Here is a 22028-nt window from a genome sequence, read left to right on the forward strand (position 1 = left end):
TCTTACTTCTCTTCTCAGTCCACCAGCCGGAAGGCGCGGTAATACGGGTTGTCTTTCAGGAGGCCAAACAACCGCAGGCTCTGGCCGTCATATTTGCCGGGGTAGAATAGCACCAATGGCGTGCCCCCCATAAGCGAGTGCAGGTTGTTCAGGAGGTTGTGGGTACGAACTAGCGGGTACGCAGCGCCAACACCTGACACAATGATCAGGTCTTGATCTACAGGCGGTGCCTTCTCGACGAGTGCTTTCGCCAGCTTAGAGGCGTCCAGCGGTGCTTTGAGCGCTTTTAGGGCTGCACCGCCGCCCTTGGCCCGCTGCATCTCAACCGCTCGATCATAAAGCTTTCGATCTTTCAGGTAGTCTACGACAAGCTCCCACAGGTTCACGTGCTGAACGCGCAGCTCGGGTCGCCTCTTAGCGATCTGGGAAAGGACGAAATTGATATGCTCACGAACGGCAAGTTCCTCTTTAGGGTCGTAGTCGAACGCGTAGAATGGGATTTCCCCTGACAGTTTGCGCCCAGAAAGAAAGTCATCAGAGGTGACACGGTCTAGAATCTTGTTAAGGCGCTCGTCGAGGTCAGTCATAACGCCACCTGCATTCTCTCGATGACGTATCTCTCATCATGATCCCGCAGGTAGGCGAGAACCTCGGACGACATCTGTACCGGTTGCAAACGGTAGGTCTTCGTGTCGGTGATGAACCCGACCTCCTTCAAAATTTGGAAGATGCTGTCACCGAGCTTGTTGGTTGTAGCATCGTTCCAGACTGGCATGGCCTCGTCCTCATTTCGTAGATGCTCAACGAATTCGAGCCAGAGCTTGCGCGGCAGGTCGTGCTTAAAGGTGCGAAATTGCTCCCTGACAACGCGGTCCAGGAAGGCCGCCAAAATTGCGCTATGCTTGATTGCAGCCGCGAAGAGAGCGTGGGTCGCAGCTTCTTTCGATCCCTCTTGGACAATCTGCCACAGCCCCGGTCCCATGGTTTGAAGCCTCGCCCTTAGGAGCGACGCTTGACGCATCGCTGTGCCGGGCGAGCGCTTCTGCAGGACATTTTTGTCTTCAATTGCATAGCGCCATTCCTCCGCTGAAACTTCATCCAGCAGGAGCCCAGCGACAATGCGGCTCTCTTGGAGCTTTAACGAGCCCCCCGCGATATCGGCTTTGTACTTTGACTTCTTCATCGGTCCACTTTCGGCAGCGGTCGCAGCCTTGCGCGCGGGCATTCGGGATGACACAGCCTCAAGGGTCAGCGACTGGCTATCGCCGTGGTGCAACGTCTTGTCCGCCAGCCCCTGTACCGCTTGCCCCTTCTCCACTTGGCACTGCGTCTGCATCCGCTCCCTCTGTATTGTTATGATCGCGAACATAGGCTCGCATAAATTCTCTAAGCACCTGCGCGGCTGGCTTGTCTTCCGCTTTGCAGGCCTCAAGAAAGCTTTCGCGCAGCTCGCGCTGCACCCTAATGCGAAACCCTACATCTTTCATCGGATAGCAGTGTAGCCAATGGATACACATTTGTGTAGCAAATTTATCAATATTTTTCCGGCACTTGCCGCCCTGCTTCGCCGGAGCCGTCCGTCACCCCTCACTTGCTGATGGGGGTGCGGCGGCGAGGGCGCAGCAGGCACCAACGCCCGCCCTGCTTTGCTGGTAAGGCCCAGAACAGTCCTTCGCCTTTACAAAACCCTTAATTGCAGCGCCAAGGACGCTGAAAAGCAGACTTTCTTAAAGAGAATTGTGGCGTGCTCTTTAAAAATATGTCATTATAGGCGTCATGGACACCGAAAGATCGCAAAATCTGAAGAAAGTTCTTGAAGCAGTGCCTGCAGGGTATCTGGTCGATGCGGCATGGCTCACTGACCACGGCGTCACCTATGAGACGTTCCGCGACTACGTCAAACGCGGCTGGCTAGACCGCGTCCATCGCGGCGTCTTCCGCCGCCCTGCACCGAACGCCTCGAAAGCCAACACACTCGACTGGAAGACCTGCCTGCTCTCATTGCAGCACATCATGGGCTATGACGTCCATGTCGGCGGTACGACTGCCCTCGGCCAGCAAGGCTACGACCACTATTTGCGCCTTGGCAGCAACGCCCCTGTCTGGGTCTATGGCGATACCATACCGAACTGGCTCGCCAAACTGCCACTGAACGCACCATTAGAAACCCGCAGCACCTCGCTGTTCGCCGATCCGTCCCTCGGCCTAACCAAAGACGAGACTGACGCCAGCACCACCCTCCCGTGGGACTGGAAGCTCAAGATGTCATCCCCTGAGCGGGCGATCATGGAAGCGATAAACGAACTGCCTGACCACGAGAGCTTCCATAACCTCGACATGGTGTTTCAAAGCCTGACCACGCTGCGCCCGCGAACGCTGTCAGCGCTGCTTCACAGTTGCAAGAAGATCAAAGTGAAGCGCCTCTTCTTCGTCTTCGCCGACCGCCACAACCACGCCTGGCGCAAGCGTCTCGATCCGGAAGAATTCAACCTCGGCAGCGGCGACCGCGCTCTGGTCAAGGGTGGCAAGATACACCCACGCTACCGGATCATGGTGCCGGAAGAATTTGTAAGCATGGAGGCCAGCGATGGCGCGTGACATTTATAAAGCCCAGGTCGCGCTGCTCGTGCGCATACTCCCGTATGTCGCAAAAGAAGAAGTATTCGCACTCAAGGGAGGCACGGCAATCAATTTGTTCTACCGTGATCTGCCGCGCTTGTCGGTCGATATCGACCTGACTTACCTGCCAATTAAAGACCGCGCCGAAAGCCTGACTGAGATCAATGAAGCGATGGATCGCATCGCTGCCGCCATCCAAGACGGCATCACAGGAGCAAACGCGCAGCGAATCCAAGGCGGCGGGGGCGGCGCCACTCGTGTCCTGGCTCGCTTGAACGGTGCGGAGATCAAGATCGAGACCTCGCCCGTGACACGTGGTGTTGTCCACGAACCTGAAACCCTTCCCGTCTCCGAGGCTGTAGAGGAAGCATTCGGGTACGCGGAGATGCAAATCGTCTCATTCGAAGATTTGTTCGGTGGGAAGCTACACGCGGCTCTCGACCGCCAACATCCGCGAGACCTCTATGATATTAAGTTACTCTACGAGAATGAAGGCCTGACGGACGATCTGTTTCGCACATTCCTGATTTACATTGCGAGCTCTGGGCGCCCAGCACATGAACTGTTGAACCCGAACCTGATCGATCTCGACCAGCCCTATGCCAAGGAATTCGAGGGCATGACCAAAACGCACGTTGCCCTCGACGAACTTCAGGAAGCGCGCGAACAACTGATCGCAGATATCCGGTGCCGCTTAGATGATAATGCCAAGCGTTTCCTCCGGGGCCTGCATGATGCCGCCCCCGACTTTGAGGCGATTAACCGTCCCCAGGCTGCCGATCTTCCTGCAGTGAAGTGGAAATTGTTTAATCTCAAGAAGTTAATCGCCAATAATCCTCAAAAGCACGCCGCCCTGCGCGAAGAGCTTGAAGCACTCTTCTAAATACCCTTTTGTCGGCCCGCGTACGATAGGCCACCGAGCCGTGGACAACCTTTCGTAGAGTGTTCACAGAATGAATTCAGGGCGTTAGGATTACCAGAGACAAACTATGCAAGACATACGCAAGTGAAGTCTTTCAGGGACAGGTGGCAAGTTGAACGAAACGATGACAAAAACGAAAGTGAAGGGTAGCGCGCCGGGCCAATATCTTGGCTTCGCGCTTCAACCCGTTCGCCTCTTCCACCACCTGATTACCTGCGATCCTGAGGAAAGCGCCGGACTTGAGTATGTAGACGATGTCTCCGTACACGCTTCTGGGCATGTCCGAATTGCGGAACAATGCAAGAGCGCCTTATCAGGTAACCCAATTTCGAACTGGGCCGTCGATTTCTGGAAAACCTTGGCAAACTGGATCGAGAATATCGAAGCGGGCCACCTAGATGCAGCGAAGACAGTCTTTCAACTATACGTAACGCCAGTCAAAAAAGCCGGTTTTGCCGCGAAGCTAAGCGATACAAAGAGCGACAAAGAAATAGATTCCATTCTGGAGGTGATTAAGAAAAAACGACAAAAACTAGGCAGTGCGCCAGAGTGTGAACCTTATTTGGAAAAGGTTCTGTCCAGTGATCCCGATGCTCTTAGGAGTCTCCTTCGAAATTTTATACTTATAAATACAGACGAGAGCCCGCTTACTCCAATCGAAGCCCACCTTGATGCCACGCTGCGCCCAGAAATCATGGAGGCCGCTATCAAACATGGCATCGGCGACGCAAAACGAGAAGTAGATGCGCTGATCAGGGCGGGACAACCAGCGATTATCAAAGCCGCGAATTTTAGGAAACGGTTCCATGCCTTTATTTCGGCCTATGACCCCGAGAGGTTTTTGCAGTCCTTTTCCGAAGCCCCTAGCGAAGAGGCGGTTGGGTCAACCATTGCCAAAGCGCCCGTGTTTGTGCGCCAACTCGATCTTGTTGAAGCAGACGTTGAAACAAAAACACGTGCGACCAGTGATTACCTGCAGGCTACAGGTGACCGCACTAAATGGGCGGAATCCGGCGTCGTGTTCGAGGGAAGCATGGACGACTACGATGACGCGTTGCGCCGCCGCCATAGTAACCTGAAGACGGAGCTCAACATTACGCAGAAGGCCCTGAACGATGTGGAAAAGGGGCTTTTGCTATACACAAAATGCTGTGCCACGGAACAAATTCCGCTCGAAGGTCGGGTAGTACCGCTGCACTTTCTGCCGGGGAGCCTGAACTCACTCGCCGACCGTAGTGAAATCGGGTGGCACCCTAACTTCAAGGCTCTGCTGACCAAGGATAAATGATGACTGAATTCGAGCCAAATGCCTACCTTTCCGAGATTGAGCGGGTACAAAATCCAGCTTTGGGCGCGTTGTTGATTTGGGAGTATGGCCGATCGTTCCAAGGTAACTTTTCTGCCGAGTCCAGCCATTATCTACTGACTTTCTTGATTCTGCCACTATGCCTACACCGGCCTACTCTTGATCTAGTAAAGCGCACCTATGCCAGCTCGGGTCTGGGCAAGCTTTGCGAGAAGCTCGCCGACGAACGAGAAGAGCTGTTCGCCATTCATGAGCGAAGCTTGAAGCTAAAGCGTTTGACGCTGAGCTCACTAGCATACGGCGAAAGCTCGGGCCTCTTATCAATAGACTATGAAAACGCCAAGGTACGTGCGCATGACTTGCCCAGACCAAAGTTGCCGGAAAGGATTCAGGATCATGCAAAGGGAGCGGCAAAGCTGGGAACGTGGTTTTCAGCTCTGAGGCCTGTTGAAATTTTTCACGCTCTGAGAGTAGAGGCATAATGCAATTTCAAATAACAAAATTGGTGCTTTGGCCGCGCGCAAACCACAGCCCTCGAATTATTGAATTCGAAGCTGGCAAGGTAAATGTGATTAGCGGCGCGTCGAAAACTGGCAAATCAGCCGTGATCCCAATCATCGATTACTGTCTATGCGCAGATAAATGCGCCATCCCAGTCGGCACTATCCGCGAAAGCTGTGAGTGGTTTGGAATTGTCGTGAGTACAGCCGAAGGTGAAAAGCTTCTGGCGCGACGCGAACCGGGAGATCAGAAGCAAACGGGGGATATGTTCGTTCTAGAGGGCGCCACTATCGAGGTGCCCCAAAGAATTTCTCAGAAAAATTCGAACACCGATCAGGTGAAGCGTCAGCTTAACAGGCTGGCTGGCCTTTCTTCTTTAGGAATGGAGCCTAGCTCAGAGGGCTACGCGGGGAAAAGAACCGGGTTTCGGGATTTGATGGCATTCACCTTCCAGCCTCAAAATATTGTTGCGAACCCGGACGTACTCTTCTTCAAAGCCGATACCACCGAACATCGAGAAAAACTAAAAGCGATCTTCCCGTACGTGCTGAACGCGGTGACGCAGGAGGTACTGGAAGCGAGGTGGGAACTTGACCGTTTGCATAGACTACTAAGGCAAAAAGAGGCAGCTCTGAAAGCTGTGAATGCGTCGGTGGAATCTTGGGTCGGTGAGGCCGAACTGTGGCTGCAGCAGGGGAAAGAACTTGGGCTACTCGAAACGGACTACGCGCTTCCTGATACTTGGCCGGACATGCTGGATGCGTTGCGAACACTTTCTGAAGCAAGCTACCGCGTTGCTCGACCTTCACTCGAATCAATAGAAGGCGTTCTGGGCGAACTGGACGGCTTGCGGGAGCAAGAGAGCGAAGAAGCCCTAGCGTTGTCCCGGTTCCGCCAACGTCTTTTAGAAATAAACCGGTTAGTTGACAGCAGTCAGGCTTATGGCGGCGCTCTACATATTCAACGTGATCGGCTTGCTGTCTCGACATGGTTGAGAGAATTGGGCAACGATTCACAAGACGCGCTTACGGCAATTGCTCCGGAAGGAAGAGAGCACCTTGATGCGCTGTGCGAGGCGCTGGAGGGCCTAGAGCTCGAAATCCAGTCTCGTACAACCGTTACTGACAAAATGGACCGCGAACAGTTGCGGCTTCGAACGCACGCGGAGGAGAGCATTGCCCGGCTCAACGAAATTCGGGCAAAGATTGGCGATTTAGAGCGCCGATCAACTGAAGCTCGCGCTGAGATTTACCGTGCAGATCAAATCGAAAGGTATCTTGGACGCCTGGAACAGGCGATCAGCTTGTATGAGCGATCGGGTGAAGATGCTGAGCTAACCGAAGAGGTGAATAGTCTTCGCGAACAAGTTCGTAGGTATCGGGCAATAGTCTCTGAGAGAATGATCCAAGAGAGGCTACGCGCTTCACTTTCCACTGTTGAAACGATAGCCGGGCAAATATTGCCAACTTTGGATGCAGAGTGGCCAGATGCGCCAATACAGTTGGTAGTACCCGACCTGACCATAAAGATAGTCCACGATACGCGGGACGACTATCTGTGGGAAATCGGAAGCGGCGCGAACTGGCTTGCCTACCACATCTCGGTAACGCTGGCATTGCAGCGTTTTTTCATGAAGACCCCTGCGCACCCGGTGCCAAACTTCATCATCTACGATCAACCAAGCCAAGTTTATTTCCCGAAAGGAAGTCACTCGGAAGAGGTTGATCCAGACTGGCGAGACGAAGACATTGAGGCCGTCCGTAAAGTCTTCCTCGCTGTTAGCCGCGAGACGCAAACGGCCAAAGGCAACTTCCAAGTCATTCTACTCGACCATGCAGATCGCAACGTCTGGGGCGGCGTTGAAAACACCGTCTTGGTTGAAGAGTGGCGTGACGGCAAGAAGTTGGTTCCAATCGAATGGCTTGAAGGTAGCGAAGACAACAACCGGCCTTAATTCCCGCGCCGGTACCCATAACCGCCACGCTCGCGCCCTTGCTTCAGGCCTTTGTCTTTCGCGCGCTGCTTCCAGTTCCGCTTCTTCTTTTGACCGTCGTCATCATCATCACCGCCACGATCATCATCGTCGTAGTGATGATCACCGGCCGCCTCGTGATTGAATTCATCCTGGAAGGCGCGTTCTTCAAGAAGACGCGGGTCGGTGCGCAAGAGATCTGTAAGCGCTGTCGCCACCCCACGCCTGTTCAGCTTTACGGGGTGAAGTTCCAAGGTAGCAGCTCGTCGATCCTGCTGGCCGGGTGACCGGCGGCGATGGCTTCCAGGGTCGCCTTCAAATAGGCAAAGGGCGCGACGCCGTTGATCTTCGCGGTGGCTATCAGGGAGGCGATGCGGGCCCAGGTGCGGCCGCCCTCGTCGTGGCCGGCGAAGAGTGCGTTCTTTCTTGTCAGGGCGATCGGGCGGATCAGGTTTTCGACGGCGTTGGAGTCCATCTCGACGCGGCCGTCGTGGAGGAAGGTCTGCAGGCCGCCCCACTGGCGGTGGATGTAGGTCAGCTTCTCGCCGAGGCGCGACTTGGCCGAGATACGCAGACGCTGTGCCTGCAGCCAATCACCGAACTCGGCCACGAGGGGCGCGCTGCGGGCCTGACGGGCCGACAGACGTTGGCCCGGGCCCATGCCCCGGATCTCGGCCTCGATGCGGTAGAGCTCAGCGATCCGGCGCAGGCCCTCGGCGGCGATTTCCGAGCCGTCGCGGTCGAAGACCTCCTTCAGCTTGCGCCGCGCATGCGCCCAGCAGTGGGCCACCGTGATCGGCGCGCCGCCCTTGCGGGACGGGCGCGTCAGCCGGTCATAACCGGTGTAGCCGTCGAGCTGCAGGATACCGTCGAAGCCCTGAAGGATCTGTTCCGCGTGGGCGCCGGCGCGGCTGGGCTGGTAGGTGAAGACGACACCGGGCGGGTCTTCTCCGCCCCATCCGCGATCATCGCGGGCCAGGGCCCAGAGGTAGCCGGTCTTGGTTCGGCCGCGTCCGGGGTCGAGGACCGGAGCCGTGGTCTCATCCATGAACAGCTTTCCGGAGGACTTGATGTGTTCCGCCAGCCGGTCGACCACGGGGCCGAGGTGGAAGGCGGCGGTGCCTGCCCAGTCCGCCAGGGTGCTGCGGTCGACTTGGATGCCGGAGCGCGCCAGGATCTGGCCTTGGCGGTAGAACGGCAGGTGGTCCGCGAACTTCGAGACCAGCACATGAGCGATGGCGCCCTCGGTCGGCAGACCGCCCTCGATCAGCCGCGGCGCGGCGGGCGCCTGGGTGACCCCGTCCGAGCAAATGCGGCAGGCATACTTCGGCCGGATGTCGACCAGCACACGAAGCTGCGCAGGCACGATGTCCAGACGTTCGGTCCGATCCTCGCCGATCTGGTGCATGCGGCCGCAGCCGCAAGGACACTCAAGGCTCGCCGGTTCGATGACACGCTCGATGCGCGGCAGGTCCGCGGGCAGATGGCCGAGATTGCGCTGCCGTGTCGCGCGCGGGGTCTGGGTGGAGGGGGCGGCCTGCTCCCTGCGGGTCTCGACCTCGGCGACGGCGGTTTCCAGGTCTTCGAAGGCAAGCTGCCGGTCGTCATCACTCAGCTTCTCGGACCGTTTGCCATGCACGACATGGTTCAACTCGGCCACGAGATGCTCGAGCCGCCGGTTGGCTTCCTTCAGGGCGCCGTTTTCCTGCAGCACCGCCAGAACGGCGGCGCGCTGGCTCTCAGGGATCGCGGACAGGTCGATGGGCGGGGCGTCGGGCATGGCTGGATTATACCGGGCCCGGGGCGCCAATGCCCGGTTATTCAATAGGCTGAGTCACTCTGCCACAGCCGGTCGGCGCACCTCCAGAGATCGAACCCTGCGCCAGTCCAAACCGGCAAACAGGGCCTCGAACTGCGCCCGGTTCAGGGTCATTGCCCCATCGCGGATCGCGGGCCAAGTGAAGGTGTTTTCTTCCAGCCGTTTGTAGGCCATCACGAGTCCGCTGCCGTCCCAGAACAGGATCTTCAACCGGTCGGCGCGCTTCGACCGGAACACGAAGACCGTGCCCGTGAACGGATCCTCGGCAAGCGTCGACTGCACGAGCGCTGCCAGGCCGTCATGGCCTTTGCGGAAGTCCACCGGTTTTGTCGCAACCAAAATCCGGAGGCCCTGTGAGGGCATCAGCATGGCGAGGTCCCGAGCGCATGCGCGATCTCGGCGATCCGGGTCGCGGGCGTGCCGGGCGCCAGCTCGATCCTGACTTCGCCTGAGACGATCCGGATCACCTCTTTCGGTGCCGCCATGTCCGGTTCCGGCAGCACCTCCGGCACATCGCAGACTACCAGCGGGGCGAAGACCGGTTCGTCCAGCTCCGCTGCTGGCAACACCAGCTTCCCCTGCTTCGCCAACCGGCGCCAGGCCGACAGCTGGTTTGGCAAGACTCCATACCGCGCCGCCACGCCATTCACTGTCGCGCCCGGTTCGAGCGTATCCGCCACTGCCCGGGCCTTGGCTTCATCCGGCCACCGCCGGTGACCCGACGCGTAGATCTCCACGCCCAACGATTTGAGAAACGAATTTGTAGTGCACATTGCGAAACGCACTCCCCACTGTGAGATGTGCAAGATCTCGCAGTACGGGATAGGCGCTACAACGTGGGGCCGGGACAGCGCTTACTGAAATGCCGCAGATCATACGGTTTGAACTTCGGCTTTTGCACTATCCTCCCATCGACGGTCTCTTCCACGACGAGCCCAGCTTCAATGCAAGCTGTATAGAACCCGCGCTTGCGCCAATGATCGGGCGTCAGCCATCTTCCTGACTTCGTCGGGAAGGCAAGATCATACTTTCCATCGACTGCGATGTGATCAGCGTAGTGCCGAACCATATCGAAGACATCCGGCGTCAGATCGATGAACCGCCTACCGGCGGGCGTCTTTGTCACTGAGATTCGCGCTTCGCCGCGTTCCAAAGCGCGGTCTACCAATACACCGCCATCTGTGATGTTGCGGCGCGCAAGCGCGACATATTCCTGCGGGCGCATCCCACTGTCTGCTGCAAGATAAAGGATGGGTCGATAGCGTTCCCATGTTCTCGCAGTCTGTCGGTTAGAAGAGTTTGCAAGACGGTCAGCGGCAGCTAGCAACGCAGCAATATCGTTTGCGCTCGGGAGCTCAATCGGCTTGTCGTAACGTGAGTCGGACCGGACACTGACTCCGCTGGCAACATTGCTTGCTACGTGGCCCCGCAACGCCATTTCCTTCACGACGGAATGGAAGGACGACATCACTTTCTTGGCTTGATCTCGTGTATAATCTCGCAAGAGCCAGGACCGAAACTTGACGACATCTGGCGTCTGCAGTTCGTGCAGGTCTTTCTCCCAATCATAAGCCTTCATGATATCGGCACGGTAGGAATAGATTTTGTGAGTGTATGGCGTTACAGGATCGCGGCCATCGCGACCTTCCTTGAAGCAAATCTCTAGCCATCGATCGATTGCCTGCGGGACTGTCCTGATGGATGTATCGACCGGTGCGTTAGGGCGCATTCCCAACGTTTCACTAAACGCCCGCGCTTCCTTCATCGTTCGGAACGTCTTGTAAGCGTAGCCTGTCTTAGCTGCGCTATTTGGGTATCTGACTTGGTACGTCGTGCCCTTTTTACCTGTCCTTTTTCTTATATCTGACATTATTGATTGCAATTGTTGTTCTTGAAAAGTTCTCCACGCTATCAAATCTTGGAATTATTTTCAGCATCTATTTGCACTTCACGATAAATTCGTACAAGCGTCCCTTTTTCGATCTTTAGTCGCCCGTCTATCGGATCGACAAAGAATGGTAGTTTCCGCTTGCCATTGGGATCAGGGTCAGCAGCCCGCTTGATCTGGCGTTCGGATAGTTCGATGCCCATCTCGGCCAAAAGTGTTCTTACTTGATCGATACGCAGATAGCATGGCGGCTCCATAATGCCCTCCTTCCTGCATCGCCCTACGGCTCGTAGCCCCAACAGGACGGCCGAAAATGACGTGTATGCATACGGTAGATGGGCTTGCCGTCACCGAGATTGCGCACAGAGTGCGGATCACCAAACTCATCGGTGACTTGGACCCTTAGCAGCGGTGCGGTGATGAACTGGACGTTGTGCACGTCCTCCAGAACATGGAGATCGGTTAGGATCGCTTGCCGGAACTCGTCCAGCGATATTGTGCCCAATCGGGAGTAATCCACCGTCAGATACGGTGATGGCTTGCCCGGATATTTTCTCGTCATCAAAAGCCCTAAAAAAATCATCTAAATATTCTTTAAGCTTGGCAGTCCGTCCTTAGTATTTCGTTAAATTTATCTTGCATTTTATCTATGCTGCGCTCGCGAAAACGGCTCTCCAAGCCATCTTCCGACAATCTTTCATGACCTGAAACAGTCACTTCGCATCTGGGCTACCTGCGCCGATGATCTAAGCTGATCTCTTTTCTGTATGGCGTCCCGCTTGTCTGCCTCCGCTCGACCTGCCGTCCACGGGAACCTTCTCCCTGCCGATGATGATGTGGGGGAACGGCGAAAGGTCCCGGTGGTCGGGGTCAACTACGACAGACAAGGAGATTACCATGTCAAAGATATTTACAGCCGCAGCTCTGGACGGACGCAGCATCCCAGAACTCCGAACGTTGTTCCGCAAGGCTCACGAAGAGATGGTTGCAAGCGAAGCCGGAAGCGTGGATCGCCGCAACGCAATCGCCAGCATCGAGAAGATCAGCCGCGCCATCGCCCAACGCTCGGCGAACACGCCCACAATCTAAGGCTCATCCCTCACCTGATCTTGGGTGAGGGATTTTGTTGCTCCGTCACCGAATCTCGAATATGTTCTTATAATGTTCTCTTCTAGCGATATAGATAAGGTAGCTTATTTTGGGCATTCGGCTGATGGCACTTCCCATCAGCGGCTCATCCGCGATGCTGTATCGATCCTCAACGATGCAATCTTACGTTGCGCGAACGAGGACGCGCGTAGTGAAGAAGTCAGCCAGGCGCTGCGCTTTCTGGAGAGGCACATGACTCGGCCGGAACACTGCACGCGGCTCAGACAGAATCTCGAAATCCGCGATCCTGTCTTGCGCGCCATGGCTGCACGCGAAACGCTCGCAGCGCTCATGAGAACACTCTCACCAAATTGACGAGGCTTACCTTGTCCAGCTTGTGTCCGCGCGCCAAGGCAGGTCTTGCTCCATATTCCGGGGCAAGATGGTCAAAAGCAAAAACATACTTCCCCATTCTCTGGCGCCGCGCGGCCTTTCCCGTGTGGAGGCCGCCGCCTATGTCGGCGTATCGCCTTCGCTCTTTGACATTCTGGTGAACGATGGCCGGATGCCGCCACCAAAGCGGATCAACAGCCGAACGGTTTGGGACAGGATAAGGCTTGACCAGGCCTTCGAGCTGATTCCTGATGGAGAGACCGTTCAAGACAACCCATGGGATGATTGATGCAATAGAGGGCATAGAGCGATGCCGACATTCAGAATGAGAGATGGCACAGGCAGTTTTCGCCTGAAACACGTGGTCGAAGACACCGACCGCCATGGCAATGTGCGCGTTTACCTGCGCAAGCCCGGTCAGCCGAAGGTAAGGCTTAAGAGCCAGCCCGGCACGCAGGAATTTCTGGATGAATATCGCAGAGCTCTGCATGACGCGCCGGACAAGCTGCAAGCGCCTGCGCTCGACCGGCGTGGCAACAAGGGCACGTTCAAATGGCTCTGCGAGCAACACTTCGCTTCCGCGGAATTCAAGCGCCTGGCACCGCGCACTCAATATGTCCGCCGCCGCATTCTCGATGGCGTCTGCGAGAAGAACGGCAAGAACCCGTACGCGCTGCTTGAAGCGCGTCATGTGCGCAAGATGCGCGATGACAGGGCAGACACGCCGGAAGCGGCCAACGGCGTCGTCAAAGCTCTGCGGCAAATCTTCAACTTCGCCGTCGAGTATGAGTTCGCCGATCGCAATCCCGCACGAGACGTACCTTATATCCGCTCGGCGAGCGATGGCTTTCACTCCTGGACGATGGAAGAAGTTGCGCAGTTTGAGCAGCATCATGCGCTTGGCTCGAAGGCACGGCTCGCGCTCGCGCTTCTGCTCTACACCGGACAGCGCCGTTCAGATGTCGTGCGGCTCGGTCCCCAGCACATCAAGGATGGCTGGCTGACGCTGACGCAGCAAAAGAACCGTAGCCGAAAACCAGTTACGCTATCGATCCCCGTCCTGCCGGAACTAGAAGCCGTGATCGATGCAACGCCGACGGGCAACCTTGCTTTTCTGGTGACGGCTTTCGGTAAACCGTTCACCTCGAACGGGTTCGGCAACTGGTTTCGCAAACAATGCGACGCGGCAGGGCTCAAGCACTGCTCGGCACATGGTCTTCGCAAGGCTGGTGCAGCGCTTGCGGCTGAAAATGGCGCGACCGAGCGTCAGCTCATGGCGATCTTCGGCTGGAGCACGATGAAGGAAGCCTCGCGCTATACCCGTGCTGCCCGCCAGAAGGTGCTAGCAGCATCCGGCATGAAGCATTTGTCTCGCGACAAGGGTTGAAACCTGCCGAAGCGGCTTTCGACCGCTTCGGCGGAATCACTACCACCACGAGTCATAGAAGACTGTGTAGCCGCTCTTGATCCTCTCGCGTGCTTTCGCGACGAAGGCCAGATCGTCTTCGGTCTCCGTGCCATCGGAGGCACCGAAGAAGAACCCGCGCGTAGGCGGTAAGCCAACCTCTTTGATATCGGCTTCCAGGCGATCCAGATCGGCCTCTGTCAGCGCCACGCAGACGCAGTTGAAGCTGTCAGCATTGCCGCCTTTGTCGAAGTAGAGCTGTTCCATCCAGCCGTGAAGGTTCGGATGCTTGCGCCAGTAGTGCAGTTCGGTGGGCCGCTCCGGCTTGAAATCCACCTCGCTGTCGAACTGCTCGTCAGTCACCATTGCATACATATCAAGTCCCATTGTCTTTTCCTTTCTCTCTTGGGTTGGCGTCCTTGATGGACGCGCCCCGGAAAGACGGCGGGAGAAGCGGGGGCTTCATGTCCCACACGGTCCGCATTGGCGGATGGTGCGGGCCGGACATTGAAGGCCACGCGACCGCTGGCAAGGTCGCGGACGATCAACTCAAGGGCGATAAACAAGAGAGCGAAAGGCATTGACAGCGAAGATGGGGAGGATGGCCGACGGCCAAGACAATGGTGTCTTCAAGCACAGAGCGCGAACAAAAAGGTCCCACTTTTGCCCATGCCGGACGGCGGTGGGACAAATCTGTCTCTTAAAGCGCTGATTTCATTACATCTAGGGTGATGAATGGTGCCCGGGGGCGGAATCGAACCACCGACACGAGGATTTTCAATCCACTGCTCTACCCCTGAGCTACCCGGGCACGGGAAGGCGTCTCGCCTTGGGTGTGGGCGTTCTATGCCTTGTTCGCGGGAGTGTCCAGAGGCTTTTTCAAGAAAATAACTAATGTTCCGTGGGGGGGAGGTTTTTTTGGTCTTCTAGAGCGTTTTCAAGGTCTTCTTGGTCTTCGCTTGGGACCGCGTAAGCGCCATTGAGCCATTTTGCGAGGTCAAGATCGGCGCAGCGCTTGCTGCAAAACGGGCGAACACTCTGCTGGGTGGGCTTGCCGCAGATGGGGCAGCTCATGAGAGAATCTCCGACAGGGGCAGACGGGCACGTTTGCGTTGCAATTCGAAATGCCCAAGCGTGGTCCAACCGGCGAGGGTTGTTTCTTCGGGATCAGATTTGAAGGCCGCGCGCAGCGCGGTTTCAAAGGCACGGCGGTCTTTCTTGGGCATCGGCGCAGTATCAATCACGATCTGACCGCCCAGCCCCAAACAGCGCAAAGCGCGCGGCAGGTTGCGCGCACAGGCCATGTTTGCCTTGATCCCCGCAGCGAGCGAAGTGTCACTGCCGGTGTTCACATCCACCGCCACAAGCGCGCGGGTCGGTTCCACATAGAGATAGGCTCCGCCACCAATGGCGATCTTGCCCGACTGAAGCGCTTCCAGCGCATCGAGCACGCCGCAGCGTTCAAAGCCACCGGGTTCCTGCTCGATGTCGGCCGGAGCGGTCCATTCCCGCCATGCCTGCAGATGCGGAGCGTCTCCTTCGTGCAGGACTTCTGATTGGTTCGAGGAATCTTCCAGCACTTGCCGGGCGGCGGTGACCATTGCGGCTATGTCTTCTGCAATCTCGTCGGGGTCGGCGCCCGCGCAGACGGAGCGCAGGATCAGACCGTATTCGACGCCATCCATTTCGGAATGGGCGATTTCAAGCAAGCGGTCGCGCTCATCATCATCTCGGATCGAGCGAGAGATGTTCAAGCCCGGTGCATCAGGCGTCACGATGGCATAGCGGCTCTTGAACAGGAGCTTTTGCGTGACTGGCAGCGCTTTGCCGGGTTCGGCATAGCCAGTGACCTGCACAAGAAGCATCTGACCAGGGGCCAAGCCTTTGACCTGGCGCAGGAACGCAGGGCCGTCTGGAGTGGTGAGAAACATGCCGCCTTGGCCCTTCACAGGGCGGTCTGCGCGGGCGCGGTAAATTGTACCGGGCAAGGGCGCGTCGCCTGCGATCAGGAAATCGTCAAGCACGCCGTCCACCATGCGTGCGGCAGCTTCGCGGCCATTGATATGGTCGAGAATGATCTGGGTGCCCTTCATGACGCTGTGTCCTTATAAAGCGGGTATCCTGCGGTTTGCAGCAATGTGGCGGTCTCCGCCAGTGGCAGGCCGACGATGGCGGTGAACGACCCACTGATCCACGGTATCAGCGCGCCAGCGGGGCCTTGGATTGCGTAGCCGCCCGCCTTTCCTTGCCAGTCACCCGTTGCAAGGTAGGCGTTCAGTTCCTCGTCAGAGAGGCGTTTCATTTTTACCTGGCTCACCACGTCCTTTTGCCAGAGGCGATCTTGCTTGCGCAAAGCCACGGAGGTGATGACACGGTGGCGACGGCCGGAGAGCGCCAGCAGAAATTCTGCGGCCTCACCTGCGTCGCGTGGTTTTCCCATAATGCGCCGCCCCAGTGCTACGGTGGTGTCGGCACATAGAACCAGATCTTCGGGGTTCGATGTGACGGCCTCGGCTTTCTGGCGGGTGACACGGGCGCAGTAGTCGCGCGGCAGCTCACCCTTCTGGGGTGTCTCGTCAATGTCGGGGGGGCGGATGTCATCGGGCGTTACACCCAATTGGGCGAGCAGTTCCAGCCGCCGCGGGCTGCCTGAGCCAAGAATAAACGCCATGCCTGAACTCCTGCTGTTTTGCCGCCCTGTCTACGCTGGCAGGCTGCGGCAGAAAACCATGAAACCGAAAGAGGTGCCAAAACAAAAGCCCGGCACCGGGCCGGGCTCTTAACATCAAAAGCGAATCGCGCTTACTTAAAGCGGTAGTTGATCCGTCCTTTGGTGAGGTCATAAGGTGTCATTTCCACCTGGACCCGGTCGCCTGCGAGGACACGAATGCGGTTCTTGCGCATCTTGCCTGCCGTATGAGCGATGATTTCATGGCCGTTTTCCAGCTCGACCCGAAACGTCGCGTTTGGCAGGAGTTCCTTCACGACACCGGGAAATTCGAGCGTATCTTCCTTGGCCATGTTGTCTCCATAGTTGTGTTTTCCCGAAAAGACGCGGGATGTGCGCTTAAATGGGCCTATTTGCCCCAATTTTCAAGAGCGCTTTTATAGCAAGTTATGGTTAACAAGATTTTGCAGGCGCGAGTCCTGCTCACCCCAGTGAGTCTTGTTGCGCACAACGCCGGCGCTGCGCACATTTTGGACAGCCTGCAGATCCACCTCTGCAAAGGTCCAACCGGGCTGGTTGAGGGTGCCTTCTGCGATCACGCCTGTGCTGGGAAAGCCGGTATCTGGTGGTCCAAAGACACCGCCCATCCCACAGCCTTCGTCCACGGCTTCTGACCATGCAGCAGAGCCAACCACAGATGACATCACCGTGACGCATTGCTGTTCGAGCGCGCGAGACATCGCCCCAATGCGCACGCGCCAGTATCCCGCAAGGGCCTCCGTGCAAGAGGGCACAAGAATCATATCCGCCTCCGAGAGGGCCCGCGCCAAAAGCGGGTATTCGCTGTCATAGCAGATGAGGACTGCAATCTTGCCAAGCGCGGTCTCAAAGATCTTGAGCGGGCCGCCGGGCGCAATATCCCAGGGATCGCGCTCAAACATGGTCATGATCTGTTTGTCCTGATGCGCGCGTTTGCCTTGGGGGGAGTAGAACTCCGCCCGATTTACCGGGCGCGTGAAGCCAGCATGAACGGGCGCAGATGCGCCGAGAATATGCACGTTGTGCTCTGCCGCGAGCTTGAGATGCAGTTGCGCAGCGTCTTCCATTTTGTCCGACACCGCCTGGATCGAGGCTTCGAGATTGCCTGCGATGTCGGCTCCATCCAAAGTGGCAAGCTCCATCGCACCATATTCGGGAAAGACCAGCAGTTCCGCGCCGCCATCAGCAGCCTCCGAGACCCATTTGGACAGTTTGTCCTCATAATGGGTCCAGCTGTCGAGCCAGTCGAGCGGGTAGGCGGCTGTTGCGATCTTCATGGGGCCTCCGAATGCAAGTACGGCTAAGGGCTAGCCTATTGTGCGCGGCTCGAACAGGGGCCGCGTTTGGTGCTTTGTCGTCCGGCGAGGTGTTCAGAGATCACGACACCAGAACTGTAGTGATTTTGCCGTCTCGTCCTTCTGGTCCACATCTTTCCATGAAAACTGCGCCATGACGCCCGGCAGGGGTGCATAGCCTCTTTTGCGCCAGAAGGGATCAAGTGGTGCATAGTCCGCGGGACGCAGCGGATGGTCTGCTGGGCGGATCACGCTGCAGAACGCGGATTTTCCAAAGCCGAGCGTGCGGGCGTGGGCCTCGCGAGCGTCAAAGAACCCATGCCCCGCGCCTTGGCCTCGATAGGCGGGCAAGAGCACTGATTCCGCGCAATAGAAAACCTCGGCAATATCAATATTCGTCTCAGCAAAAGCAGCGGCAAAATCGTCGGCGTGGTCCACCATTGGCGTACCTGTCGCGGCGCCCACCAGTTGATCCCCGTCAAAGGCACCGACAAGGATCGCGCTGTCGCTGTCACGATAGCTTTGCAGGTAGTCGCGCTCGTAGGCCAGATCTCCGTCATAGAGATAGGGCCAGGCCCGAAACACCTCGATCCGCAAGCGCGCGACGTCCCCGAGCGCCGCCTCAAGCGCCGCTCCCGTCAGGGTGTCGACCCTCAGTGCCATCAGGCCGAGACCTGTTTGATCCAGTCGGAGAGATTGTAATAGGTGGTCACGCGGGTGATGAGCCCGTCGCGCAGGTCAAAGAACGACCCAGCCGGGAGTTTATAGCTCTGCTGTCGGGCTTCGGGCAGGCCTTCATCTGTTGCAAGATAGGTGCCGTTCACAGTGTATTCGGCTGCCGCGCGCGTTGCGTCCGGCGTTGCAAAGATGACCATATCGGTCAGCTCTTCTTTGTAGCAGTGGCTCATATGCGCGCAGAAGGCGGCGAATTTCTCTTTGCCGACGCGGATGTTGCCCTCGTTGACGTGATGCGCCACGTCCTCGGACAGGCATGCAAGCATTCCATCGGTGTCGCCTGCGTTGAAAGCGTCAAAATAGCGCGCGATCGTGTCGTTCATTCAAGTCTCCATCGGATTTCCCCAGCGCGCAATCAGCCGCTCGAGAATCTGGTCTCGGGTTTGCCTATAGCTTTCTAGCTTGGCTTCGCGCGTCTCTCCGAGCCCAGTTGGGTCCATTATTGGCCAATATTCGACATCAAGGTGGAAAAAACGGGTGAGTTCGAGCGCCCGACGCTGACTGGCAGGCGACAGCGCGATCACCAGATCATACGAGGAGATATCGTCGCCCCATTCTTCCATTTCGTCAAACGAACGCGAGCGATGCCGCGACAGTTCGACGTCGATCTCCTGACAAACGGAGATGCAGAACCCGTCAATCTCCAGATCGTTTTTCACTCCGGCGGATTGGACATAGGTGCCTGTGCCATAGAGTTTTTTCATGATCCCCTCGGCCATCGGGGATCTGACCGCGTTGTGGTCACAGCAGAACAAGATGGACTGCGGCAGCTCCGTCACGCATCAGCCTCCGAAGTGCAGAACGCAGATCAACGTGAACAGGCGGCGGGCGGTGTCCGTGTCCACCTCGGCCTTCCCCTCAAGGCGCTCCTGGAGGACCCGACTGCCCTCGTTGTGGATGCCACGACGCGCCATGTCGATGGTTTCGATCTGGCTGGGCGGTAGAGTTTTTACAGCCGTGAAATAGCTCTCGCAGATCTGGTAGTAGTCTTTCACCACCTGACGAAACGGCGAAAGAGACAGGTGAAACTCTGCCGCCTTGTCGCCGCCTTCGGTCTGAACGTCAAACACCAGGCGCTTTTCGCGAATCGACAGGGAGAGATGATAGGGACCTTCGGGCACGTCGCGCTCGTCCCGTTTGGGCAGGACAAAGCTGTTCTCTTCGATCAGGTCGAAAATCGCGACTTTGCGTTCCTGCTCAATCTCCGGTGTAGGCGGAGGCAGGTTGCGGTCGTCTAGTTCAATTTGGCTGATCCGGCTCATGGCTCTGGTCCCAGTTCTCTCGTCTTCCATGATCTAGCGGATCGTCCCCGTTCGCACAATCGGGCGCGCTTCGTAACCCTGCGCAATCATTGCGCAAGTGTCACGTCATCATTGCGTTAAAACACGGGGACTCTCCCAAAAAGCGAACAACCAGGCCGGGATTTCAAGGTTCTGTTAACCGCAGGACCGTTTCATCACTCTTGTCCGGGGCCACGCGGCTTCGGCGCGCAACAGGCTCAGCTGAGCGGAGGGCAGCCCGCTCAGCTGAGCTTTTGTGCATCAGCGGTTGAGTGCCTCAAGGCGAGCGAGAACGGACAGCCCGTGCGCTTCGAGGCTCTCGCTCTCGGCCAGCGTCGCCGCCGCTGGTCCAATGCTGCGCAAGGCGTCGGGGGTCATCTGACTCAGAGTTGTGCGCTTGATGAAATCCATCACCGACAGACCGGAGGAGAAGCGCGCAGACCTCGCCGTGGGCAGGACGTGATTTGGCCCGCCGATGTAGTCTCCAATGGCCTCAGGCGTATATTGGCCCATGAAAATTGCGCCCGCGTGGATCGTTTTCTTGCTCAGCGCTTCGGGATCGGTGACACAGAGTTCAAGGTGCTCGGGTGCAATCCGGTTGGAAAGCGCCGCCGCCTCGTCCATGTCACGCACAACGATTACAGCGCCGAAATCACGCCAGCTGGCGCCGGCGATGGCGCGGCGTTCCAGCGTTTCCAGTCGTTTATCAACCGCCACCGCCACCGCAGATCCGAATTCCGCATCGTCGGTGATCAGGATGGATTGCGCGCTTTCGTCATGCTCCGCCTGACTGAGCAGGTCCAATGCGATCCAATCTGGGTTGTTGTCCTTGTCCGCGATCACAAGGATCTCGGAGGGCCCAGCGATCATGTCGATGCCGACTTTACCAAATACGCGCCGCTTGGCGGCTGCCACAAAGGCGTTGCCGGGGCCTGTGATCTTATCCACAGGGGCGATGGTTTCGGTCCCATACGCAAGCGCGGCGATCGCTTGCGCGCCGCCAACGCGGTAAATTTCGTCGACGCCAGAAACCCGACACGCCAGGAGCACCAGAGGGTTGATCTGCCCGTCCGGCGTCGGAACCGTCACCGCAAGACGTTCGACTCCTGCAACCTTGGCGGGAATGGCATTCATCAGCACAGAGGACGGATAGCTGGCAAGCCCGCCGGGCACATAGAGTCCTGCCGCGGAAACAGCCGACCAGCGCCACCCGAGGGTTGCGCCGCTGGCATCCGTCCAGCTCTTGTTTTCAGGCATTTGCTCGGCGTGATAGGCGCGAATACGGTCCGCTGCGAGTTCAAGTGCTGCGCGCTCGGCCTCTGACACGGATTTGATGGCGTCGTCGACTTCCTCTGCGGTGATTCTCAGCGCTGCCGAATCGGGCAGGTCTAGGCGGTCAAATTTCTGCGTCAGCTCCAGCAGAGCCGCATCTCCGCGTCCCCGCACATCCGCAATAATGTCCGCGACGACGGCGTCCACATCTGGGCTGTCCTCTCGTTTTGCGTTCAAGAGGGTGGTGAAGGATTGTTCGAAGTCTGCCTCAGCAGAAGTCAGAAATACGGGCATCACGGCGCTCCTTTTGTCGGAGCATTACCCTGACTGAACGACTGCCTCAAGTTTGATCGCCATAGCACCAATTTTGTCGCAGGAATATCGAGTGAGGCGAGCGGTGAGACCGGCCCGCAAATCCGGTGCAAAAAGTACATGTGGCGTTGGGATGCCACGCCAAATACCTATACGTAACAGTGCGATAGGCATTAAGGTTGATATCTACAGGAAGATGGTGCTGCTGGAGAGAATTGAACTCTCGACCTCTCCCTTACCAAGGGAGTGCTCTACCTCTGAGCTACAGCAGCGCCGTGAGGGGGCTTCTATGCATATTCGCCGGGGAGCGCAAGAGCATCTGGACGGTTTTTTTTGACTAAGTTAGACAAGCGTTATGGCAGAGAAAAAGAAACCCTCCGGTAACCGGTCCGAGGCCTCTCGCGAAGACCGCCTGAAAGCGGCGCTCAAAGCGAATATGGCCCGGCGCAAGGCGCAAGCCAAAGCCCGGTCCGAACAAAAAGACGCCGCCTCAGGCGACGCTGAAGGATAGAG

The 22028-nt window shown here is 57.4% G+C and carries 29 protein-coding genes and 2 tRNA genes; 9 read left to right on the forward strand and 22 right to left on the reverse strand.

What is annotated here, in order from left to right:
• Positions 1 to 14: 14 nt before the first annotated feature.
• Complete coding sequence (locus tag ACZ1HH_RS18005) at positions 15 to 587, reverse strand: DUF1788 domain-containing protein (RefSeq protein ID WP_472635587.1); 573 nt, start codon at positions 585 to 587, stop codon at positions 15 to 17.
• Positions 584 to 1369 (reverse strand): DUF1819 family protein, encoded by a 786-nt coding sequence (locus tag ACZ1HH_RS18010; protein ID WP_487320475.1) that lies wholly within the window; start codon positions 1367 to 1369, stop codon positions 584 to 586. The genes ACZ1HH_RS18005 and ACZ1HH_RS18010 overlap by 4 nt, the downstream gene beginning before the upstream one ends.
• A gap of 407 nt (positions 1370 to 1776) precedes the next feature.
• On the opposite strand from ACZ1HH_RS18010, the gene ACZ1HH_RS18015 reads away from it, so the two are divergent.
• The 5 genes from ACZ1HH_RS18015 to ACZ1HH_RS18035 all read left to right on the forward strand — a co-directional run bounded on the left by ACZ1HH_RS18015 (position 1777) and on the right by ACZ1HH_RS18035 (position 7302).
• On the forward strand, positions 1777 to 2598 hold the full coding sequence (locus tag ACZ1HH_RS18015) for a type IV toxin-antitoxin system AbiEi family antitoxin domain-containing protein (protein ID WP_472635589.1): 822 nt from the start codon (positions 1777 to 1779) through the stop codon (positions 2596 to 2598).
• Complete coding sequence (locus ACZ1HH_RS18020; RefSeq protein WP_472635590.1) at positions 2588 to 3502, forward strand: nucleotidyl transferase AbiEii/AbiGii toxin family protein; 915 nt, start codon at positions 2588 to 2590, stop codon at positions 3500 to 3502. The genes ACZ1HH_RS18015 and ACZ1HH_RS18020 overlap by 11 nt, the downstream gene beginning before the upstream one ends.
• 151 nt (positions 3503 to 3653) lie before the next feature.
• Positions 3654 to 4829 (forward strand): ABC-three component system protein, encoded by a 1176-nt coding sequence (locus tag ACZ1HH_RS18025; protein ID WP_472635591.1) that lies wholly within the window; start codon positions 3654 to 3656, stop codon positions 4827 to 4829.
• On the forward strand, positions 4829 to 5329 hold the full coding sequence (locus ACZ1HH_RS18030; RefSeq protein ID WP_472635592.1) for a three component ABC system middle component: 501 nt from the start codon (positions 4829 to 4831) through the stop codon (positions 5327 to 5329). The genes ACZ1HH_RS18025 and ACZ1HH_RS18030 overlap by 1 nt, the downstream gene beginning before the upstream one ends.
• Entirely contained in the window at positions 5329 to 7302 is a 1974-nt protein-coding gene (locus ACZ1HH_RS18035) for a DUF3732 domain-containing protein (RefSeq protein WP_472635593.1), read from the forward strand. The genes ACZ1HH_RS18030 and ACZ1HH_RS18035 overlap by 1 nt, the downstream gene beginning before the upstream one ends.
• Here the strand turns inward: ACZ1HH_RS18035 and ACZ1HH_RS18040 are convergent.
• From ACZ1HH_RS18040 to ACZ1HH_RS18070, 7 genes are all read right to left on the reverse strand, one after another.
• Positions 7299 to 7514, reverse strand: coding sequence for a hypothetical protein (locus ACZ1HH_RS18040; RefSeq protein ID WP_487320476.1), 216 nt, complete (start codon positions 7512 to 7514; stop codon positions 7299 to 7301). The two genes, ACZ1HH_RS18035 and ACZ1HH_RS18040, sit on opposite strands and share 4 nt — an antisense overlap.
• A 41-nt stretch (positions 7515 to 7555) precedes the next feature.
• Entirely contained in the window at positions 7556 to 9100 is a 1545-nt protein-coding gene (tnpC, locus tag ACZ1HH_RS18045) for an IS66 family transposase (protein ID WP_168610441.1), read from the reverse strand.
• Between the two features lie 54 nt (positions 9101 to 9154).
• A complete protein-coding gene (gene tnpB / locus ACZ1HH_RS18050; RefSeq protein WP_168595277.1) occupies positions 9155 to 9508 on the reverse strand; it encodes an IS66 family insertion sequence element accessory protein TnpB in 354 nt (117 codons plus the stop codon).
• Positions 9502 to 9912: an IS66-like element accessory protein TnpA gene (gene tnpA, locus ACZ1HH_RS18055; RefSeq protein WP_472635111.1), complete on the reverse strand. Its 411-nt coding sequence runs from the start codon at positions 9910 to 9912 to the stop codon at positions 9502 to 9504. Before tnpA ends, tnpB begins: the two co-directional genes overlap by 7 nt.
• Positions 9913 to 9968: 56 nt before the next feature.
• On the reverse strand, positions 9969 to 10904 hold the full coding sequence (locus ACZ1HH_RS18060) for a tyrosine-type recombinase/integrase (protein ID WP_472635596.1): 936 nt from the start codon (positions 10902 to 10904) through the stop codon (positions 9969 to 9971).
• A 146-nt stretch (positions 10905 to 11050) separates the two neighbouring features.
• Positions 11051 to 11284: a hypothetical protein gene (locus tag ACZ1HH_RS18065; protein WP_472635597.1), complete on the reverse strand. Its 234-nt coding sequence runs from the start codon at positions 11282 to 11284 to the stop codon at positions 11051 to 11053.
• 23 nt (positions 11285 to 11307) lie between these two features.
• Complete coding sequence (locus ACZ1HH_RS18070) at positions 11308 to 11610, reverse strand: hypothetical protein (protein ID WP_472635598.1); 303 nt, start codon at positions 11608 to 11610, stop codon at positions 11308 to 11310.
• A gap of 314 nt (positions 11611 to 11924) precedes the next feature.
• On the opposite strand from ACZ1HH_RS18070, the gene ACZ1HH_RS18075 reads away from it, so the two are divergent.
• The 3 genes from ACZ1HH_RS18075 to ACZ1HH_RS18085 all read left to right on the forward strand — a co-directional run bounded on the left by ACZ1HH_RS18075 (position 11925) and on the right by ACZ1HH_RS18085 (position 13896).
• Positions 11925 to 12116: a hypothetical protein gene (locus tag ACZ1HH_RS18075; RefSeq protein WP_472635599.1), complete on the forward strand. Its 192-nt coding sequence runs from the start codon at positions 11925 to 11927 to the stop codon at positions 12114 to 12116.
• A gap of 442 nt (positions 12117 to 12558) precedes the next feature.
• Positions 12559 to 12798: a helix-turn-helix transcriptional regulator gene (locus ACZ1HH_RS18080; protein WP_472635600.1), complete on the forward strand. Its 240-nt coding sequence runs from the start codon at positions 12559 to 12561 to the stop codon at positions 12796 to 12798.
• Positions 12799 to 12819: 21 nt separating this feature from the next.
• Complete coding sequence (locus tag ACZ1HH_RS18085; RefSeq protein ID WP_472635601.1) at positions 12820 to 13896, forward strand: tyrosine-type recombinase/integrase; 1077 nt, start codon at positions 12820 to 12822, stop codon at positions 13894 to 13896.
• Between the two features lie 39 nt (positions 13897 to 13935).
• Here the strand turns inward: ACZ1HH_RS18085 and ACZ1HH_RS18090 are convergent, their stop codons facing one another.
• From ACZ1HH_RS18090 to ACZ1HH_RS18150, 13 genes are all read right to left on the reverse strand, one after another.
• Positions 13936 to 14301, reverse strand: coding sequence for a phosphoglycerate kinase (locus ACZ1HH_RS18090; RefSeq protein ID WP_472635602.1), 366 nt, complete (start codon positions 14299 to 14301; stop codon positions 13936 to 13938).
• A gap of 349 nt (positions 14302 to 14650) precedes the next feature.
• Positions 14651 to 14725, reverse strand: a tRNA-Phe gene (locus tag ACZ1HH_RS18095).
• A gap of 80 nt (positions 14726 to 14805) precedes the next feature.
• Entirely contained in the window at positions 14806 to 14988 is a 183-nt protein-coding gene (locus ACZ1HH_RS18100) for a DNA gyrase inhibitor YacG (protein WP_011537163.1), read from the reverse strand.
• The gene (locus ACZ1HH_RS18105; RefSeq protein ID WP_472635603.1) at positions 14985 to 16007 is read right to left on the reverse strand and encodes a ribonuclease E/G; all 1023 of its coding nucleotides are present in this window, start codon (positions 16005 to 16007) and stop codon (positions 14985 to 14987) included. The genes ACZ1HH_RS18100 and ACZ1HH_RS18105 overlap by 4 nt, the downstream gene beginning before the upstream one ends.
• A complete protein-coding gene (locus ACZ1HH_RS18110) occupies positions 16004 to 16585 on the reverse strand; it encodes a Maf family protein (RefSeq protein ID WP_416369668.1) in 582 nt (193 codons plus the stop codon). The genes ACZ1HH_RS18105 and ACZ1HH_RS18110 overlap by 4 nt, the downstream gene beginning before the upstream one ends.
• A gap of 131 nt (positions 16586 to 16716) precedes the next feature.
• Positions 16717 to 16935: a translation initiation factor IF-1 gene (infA, locus tag ACZ1HH_RS18115; RefSeq protein ID WP_005620785.1), complete on the reverse strand. Its 219-nt coding sequence runs from the start codon at positions 16933 to 16935 to the stop codon at positions 16717 to 16719.
• A gap of 84 nt (positions 16936 to 17019) precedes the next feature.
• Positions 17020 to 17898 (reverse strand): carbon-nitrogen hydrolase family protein, encoded by an 879-nt coding sequence (locus tag ACZ1HH_RS18120; RefSeq protein WP_011537166.1) that lies wholly within the window; start codon positions 17896 to 17898, stop codon positions 17020 to 17022.
• A 93-nt stretch (positions 17899 to 17991) separates the two neighbouring features.
• Positions 17992 to 18579: a GNAT family N-acetyltransferase gene (locus tag ACZ1HH_RS18125; protein ID WP_011537167.1), complete on the reverse strand. Its 588-nt coding sequence runs from the start codon at positions 18577 to 18579 to the stop codon at positions 17992 to 17994.
• Positions 18579 to 18974, reverse strand: a complete 396-nt coding sequence (locus ACZ1HH_RS18130; RefSeq protein WP_011537168.1) for a ketosteroid isomerase-related protein — start codon at positions 18972 to 18974, stop codon at positions 18579 to 18581. The genes ACZ1HH_RS18125 and ACZ1HH_RS18130 overlap by 1 nt, the downstream gene beginning before the upstream one ends.
• The gene (locus ACZ1HH_RS18135) at positions 18975 to 19430 is read right to left on the reverse strand and encodes an arsenate-mycothiol transferase ArsC (RefSeq protein ID WP_011537169.1); all 456 of its coding nucleotides are present in this window, start codon (positions 19428 to 19430) and stop codon (positions 18975 to 18977) included.
• Positions 19431 to 19433: 3 nt separating this feature from the next.
• Positions 19434 to 19913, reverse strand: a complete 480-nt coding sequence (locus tag ACZ1HH_RS18140; protein ID WP_011537170.1) for a UPF0262 family protein — start codon at positions 19911 to 19913, stop codon at positions 19434 to 19436.
• Between the two features lie 279 nt (positions 19914 to 20192).
• Positions 20193 to 21497, reverse strand: coding sequence for a histidinol dehydrogenase (hisD, locus tag ACZ1HH_RS18145; protein WP_472635604.1), 1305 nt, complete (start codon positions 21495 to 21497; stop codon positions 20193 to 20195).
• Positions 21498 to 21712: 215 nt separating this feature from the next.
• Positions 21713 to 21787: transfer RNA gene (locus ACZ1HH_RS18150), tRNA-Thr, on the reverse strand.
• An 83-nt stretch (positions 21788 to 21870) separates the two neighbouring features.
• On the opposite strand from ACZ1HH_RS18150, the gene ACZ1HH_RS18155 reads away from it, so the two are divergent.
• Positions 21871 to 22026, forward strand: coding sequence for a hypothetical protein (locus ACZ1HH_RS18155; protein ID WP_487320477.1), 156 nt, complete (start codon positions 21871 to 21873; stop codon positions 22024 to 22026).
• The last annotated feature ends 2 nt before the right edge of the window (positions 22027 to 22028 follow it).

The sequence above is a fragment of the Epibacterium sp. HA2-3 genome (assembly GCF_055693725.2).